Genomic DNA, 4855 nt, shown 5'->3' with positions numbered 1-4855 from the left:
GGGAGGCAAATTTTTATCACCAAATTCATGAAATTTCATATTTGAACTCCTTACTGTAGACTTCTACTAGATCCTTCAATTAAGACTTATCACGTTCAAACTGTAAAAATACCACAACGTATGATTTCAGTATACATCTATATTTTAATAAAACTATGATAAAAAACGCTAAAAATCCGCGTCAGAACAGTGAATGCCACGCAAAGTAGCAAAAATAATGAGAATGCAACCGATACTTGCTTGTGCTGTAATCTTCGTTTATTCTATACTAAAATCAGTCATATTGCTACTTTATGACAAATTACATCATAAAATATAGAGGAGGGCATAGAACATGACATTTGCCAAAAAATTAAAATCCATACGTAAACAAGTAGGGATGTCACAAGAACTTTTAGCTGAAAAAATCGGTGTATCAAGACAGGCTGTAACAAAGTGGGAAACAGGTGCTGGAATTCCAGATATCGAAAATATGATATCCATCTCAAACCTATTTAACATCTCTATCGATGAGCTAATCTGTAATGAAAGAACTAGTCTTAAGACAAGCGAATATCTTTTTGAGAGTATCACAGAGTATGATATCGATAAGATCAAGAGCTATGATATGAAATTTGGAGGCGCAGAAAAGTTTGTATTGTCCGGATACAAGGGAGAAAAGATTCGAGTTCGTCTGGTATCCAATCTTCTTTCTACACTTCAAAATGATTTTAAAGTAAAAATTGATGATAGTAGAAAAAGAATTGACCTAGATGTAAAACGTTACAATGGTGTAACAGAGGCAACGGCTAAAGAAACGGTCAGTATCTTTGTGCAAATCCCAACTCGCTATATTAGTCACATTGAATGCGCGGTTCGTGCAGAGTCTGTAGAAATTCACTCCCTAGAATGTGACAATATCGAACTTGACCTTAAAACATCTCGTATTACCCTAGAAGATATTTCAGGTAAAGTAAAAATAAACTGTAATCTTGATATGGAAGTATTATGTCATTCATTAAACGGTGAAGTTGACATTAACCAGATTTCAGCAACATCCAGAATTCGTATTCCTGAAAACAGCCTATTTACTGCTGTTACCAAAGGGATTGGAACAAATATTTATTATGAAAAAAATGGGCAAAAAACTGAACCATTCGATTCACCTGATGCAGATAATATAATTGAATTGAATGGTATTAAGAGTGAACTAGTTATCTATACAGCTGAAGAAAGAGGGTAACTAAATGAATGTAAATTATTTAAAAAGATACATCATCAGTTCTTATATACTTGTTTGGGCACTCATTATTTTTTTAGCAGCTCCTGCAAGTTTAATATTTAAGGTTTCACCTGTTATCATGTGGATTGTACGAAATATCGTCGCATGGTCTCCATCATACCTTCTTTTATTTGGATGGAAGTATTTCAGGACTGATGAGAAAAGGACAACTTTCCTTAAGCGGTGTTTCTCTGCTAAAGTGTCGTTACTCCCACTTCTATCTTCATTTGGTCTTACATTTGGGCTCAGTATTTTATCACTCTTCCTCTACTCACTTATGACCCAAAAAACAATGTTCTCCTACATCAATCTAGGAACCGTATCATTGCCACTAAGTATATTCTTATCATTTACATCAGGTCCGACTGGTGAAGAATTAGGGTGGCGTGGTTATATGAGAGAAGAATTTAATAAAAAATATCATTTTTTAAAATCCTCTATTTACCAAGGCCTAGTCTGGTGTTTCTGGCATACACTTCTGTGGGTTGTAGATTCAAAATTTACGGACTGGCGCGCGGTTCCTTATATTATTGCTAATATAGTTGTGATTACATCTATTACTATTTGTATGAATATTATTCTGGAAAAATATAATAATCTGATTCATTCTATTTTCATGCATTTTGGCTTTAATATCGTTTATGTATTTTTGGATGCCGATATCGGATTTTTTATCATTTTGACCTTGCTATACCTACTTATCACTCCGATTGCAATTCATATACGAAATAAAACTGTGGAGAGATTATAATGAGAAAAATCCTCCATTAACCGTACAAAATTTTAAGCCCATTCTGAGAAAAAGCCAACAATTAACTTTTAAAATGAAATCACTTGCAAATTCCTTAGTTTAGTCATTATTTAATCTATCGCTATTTCACTCTATTACTGTTTCAGTAACAAGCTTACCCAATCAACAGTTCGAACTAAATATTTCATTTCGCAGAATCATAGAGTAGGCTCTAGGATTTTCAGTGATCTTGCGACAGTGACCATATCCTTGCCAAATATGAAATTTGGCTTGAGGATACTTTTTGGGGAGAGCTTTTTTAGCAGCTATCAAGTCGAATTCTTTTGAACCATAAAAGAATACACAACTTTTTTGTTCCTCTGGCGTAAGGTTGGGCAAATCCACAAATGCACAATCATGGGAAATATGTTTGATGCTTTCTTCATCCATAGCAATGAAAGAATCTGCCATCATCACTCCTTTTTCTCCATAAAGTGAAACCATCTTTCGAACAGCTAGATCTATGTTGCGTATAGCTTTTCTATGTTTTTTTAGCAATAGGTACCTAGTAAATACATCAAGCAAAGGTGATTTTGTCCATAAACTTACCCCCTCAAAAACAACCTTACCAAACCCGATATCCTTATATTTCAATAATTTTAGTAAAACGACTCCACCCAAGGAAGCACCGAACGCTAAACGCAAGTCTTTAATATGATGATCCTTTAAATATTCATAAATCATTTGGCTTTCCTTAAGAGCCGATTCGTAAATGGTCGAAGCTGATTGCCCATGTGCAGATAAATCCGGAATGATATATCTAAACTCTTGTCCCATCTGATCTGCAATCAGCGATTTCATCCCTTGTGCAGAAGATAACATTGGATGGATTAATAATATCGTCTCCTTCTGATTAGAATTAAGATCAAGAATGTTCATTGTTTCCCACCAGATTTCCTTCCTTTACTACTCTTCTTAAGTTTCATCCAGATAAATATTGACTGCTAGGTATTCTTGCCTTTTAGCATAAGCAAATACATCTGAGGCTCTAATATAATCAAAAATATTTTCCTCGATATCTTCGTCCCAGGTCGCTTCACTGAAGATTTGATTATCTTTACTAGCTTCATAGAAAATATCAAGGTGAACTTGATAAAACTCTTCATCTTCATTTGGAGCTTGCCTTACTAACGATAGTTGAAACAAGGGTTTATTAGATATAGCTGAATATGCCCCTGTCTCAAATAAAATCATCTCATCCTCAATAGGAACGCTACACAAATCTTCAAAGATTTCTACCATATCCTCTAAAGGCATCTTATCAGTGATTCTATCTTTTAAAAATTCAAGTGATTGCTTCATGCTTTTCCTCTTTCTACATAATTGCCATCAGAAACTAACTTAAAATTAAAAATGACTTATAAATCAAAGTAGTATCTCCTTATTGGAGTTGCTACTATAGATGCCATAACAACTATACCGATGACAATCCATAGCCAGATATTCCTTTGGGCCTATTCGATGACAAAAGCACTAAAATAAAGGATCACCCAAAGTATGGACAGATAGAGAGATCCCACACCTAAAAAAGCCCTGTCATCCAAGTGTAGGGAAATGGTTCCCTGATAAGATAATTCTCTAAAATAAAATAAGAAATAATCTCTCGAATTCACTCAACTTTCTTATCTCTAATCTGGATTTTAACTCAATAGAATGACTAATATCAGCTTGGAAAAAATCTATTAAAAAGGAGAACCTCTACTCCCTTAATTATACTACATAAATAGGATAAAAGACTGAACCATATAGTTTTTACCTTGGTTTCAGTCTTATTTTTTTATAAGAGCCACGTTGTAAAATGAAGTGCAACACAAAGTTCCTCATCCTACTTATAAAAAATCTTGACCCAATCCTGCTTTGCACTAAGTATACGAGCAACATACACTGTATGCTTCTCCATATAAGAAAATGCGAGATAGTTCTCTATTGGCATATAACGATAGGGTTTTCCATCATTCGTCATCTCACCATACCCTCTGATTGATACCAGTGGGCAAGCTTCTGGAAACAGTTCTAGGGTCTCAAGAGCACTTAATTGCAAATCGACTTTGCCATCTGCAGCTTGCTGGCTATAAAAATTTACAAGAATATAGTCGTGAATGTCTCTCAAGTCCTGCTTAGCTCGATCTGCAAGAAAGACCTGATAGCGTTTCAACTTAGTCAAGACCAAATTCCTTTCTCACATCGGCTACAGAAGTGACTTTTCCTTGAGCAATTTCCTGGTGTCCAACTAAAATCTCCTTCTTCAAATCCTCAAAGGCTACCTTATACTGTTTGTCCTTCAAATCACTCGTAACAAATTCTCTTGGATCCACAGTCCCGTTGGCAATTTTTCGAAGTGCTGCATTCAGGACATCTGATACAGAAATTTTTTCATCAGCAAGTACCTCTTTTGTTTTCTGGTAAAATATCGCATCTGCGCGAAAATTCACTGCTTTCGTGTTTGCCATTTCCACCTCTCCTTTGTACATACAATTTGTATATACATTCTACCATATGAAAGAGAGGAGATTCAAGTGAAGAATGGATTCTTCTTTCACCGAATATAAGGTGGAATAGATAAGAGGGCTGAAGTAATTAATATTTTTTGACAGAAAAAGGTGATAGATTATTCTGTCTATCACCTTGTGTTTTGTATTTGCGAAGTTCCTTATTTCCCCTTTAAAAATGGCTCAACTAAATCAACCCACTCTTGAGGCAGGTAAGCTGATAAATAGCCATGGTTATAGCCCTTTGCTTCATACAGGATCGTGTTAGGATGCAACTGCTGAAATAATCTAGCTGATTCCTTAACACAGTTCAAT

6 protein-coding genes and 1 pseudogene are annotated in these 4855 nt (G+C 35.0%); 2 read left to right on the top strand and 5 right to left on the bottom strand.

The genetic code is table 11. The features are described from left to right. The first annotated feature begins 334 nt into the window (after positions 1–334). Positions 335–1222 (top strand): helix-turn-helix domain-containing protein, encoded by an 888-nt coding sequence (locus HMPREF2571_RS05365; RefSeq protein ID WP_013990871.1) that lies wholly within the window; start codon positions 335–337, stop codon positions 1220–1222. 4 nt (positions 1223–1226) lie between these two features. Beyond that, on the top strand, positions 1227–2012 hold the full coding sequence (locus HMPREF2571_RS05360; RefSeq protein ID WP_013990872.1) for a CPBP family intramembrane glutamic endopeptidase: 786 nt from the start codon (positions 1227–1229) through the stop codon (positions 2010–2012). 162 nt (positions 2013–2174) lie between these two features. On the opposite strand, the gene HMPREF2571_RS05355 is transcribed toward HMPREF2571_RS05360, so the two are convergent. The 5 genes and pseudogenes from HMPREF2571_RS05355 to HMPREF2571_RS10540 form a co-directional block, all read right to left on the bottom strand. Then, positions 2175–2930, bottom strand: a complete 756-nt coding sequence (locus tag HMPREF2571_RS05355; RefSeq protein ID WP_013990873.1) for an alpha/beta hydrolase — start codon at positions 2928–2930, stop codon at positions 2175–2177. A gap of 36 nt (positions 2931–2966) precedes the next feature. Beyond that, on the bottom strand, positions 2967–3353 hold the full coding sequence (locus tag HMPREF2571_RS05350) for a hypothetical protein (protein ID WP_013990874.1): 387 nt from the start codon (positions 3351–3353) through the stop codon (positions 2967–2969). A 523-nt stretch (positions 3354–3876) separates the two neighbouring features. Continuing rightward, positions 3877–4215 (bottom strand): type II toxin-antitoxin system RelE/ParE family toxin, encoded by a 339-nt coding sequence (locus HMPREF2571_RS05345; RefSeq protein WP_013990875.1) that lies wholly within the window; start codon positions 4213–4215, stop codon positions 3877–3879. Next, positions 4208–4501 carry a type II toxin-antitoxin system RelB/ParD family antitoxin gene (locus HMPREF2571_RS05340; protein ID WP_013990876.1) on the bottom strand — a complete coding sequence of 98 codons (294 nt, stop codon included), beginning with the start codon at positions 4499–4501 and terminating at the stop codon, positions 4208–4210. The genes HMPREF2571_RS05345 and HMPREF2571_RS05340 overlap by 8 nt, the downstream gene beginning before the upstream one ends. Positions 4502–4701: 200 nt before the next feature. Next, positions 4702–4855, bottom strand: a pseudogene (locus tag HMPREF2571_RS10540) (alpha/beta hydrolase); the annotation flags it as partial.

Origin of the sequence: Streptococcus sp. HMSC068F04 (genome assembly GCF_001837455.1) — a bacterium.
Taxonomy (GTDB): Bacteria; Bacillota; Bacilli; order Lactobacillales; family Streptococcaceae; genus Streptococcus; species Streptococcus salivarius_D.
The sequence above is the reverse complement of the archived record's forward strand: the minus strand, read 5'-3'. Positions and strand labels throughout refer to the sequence as shown.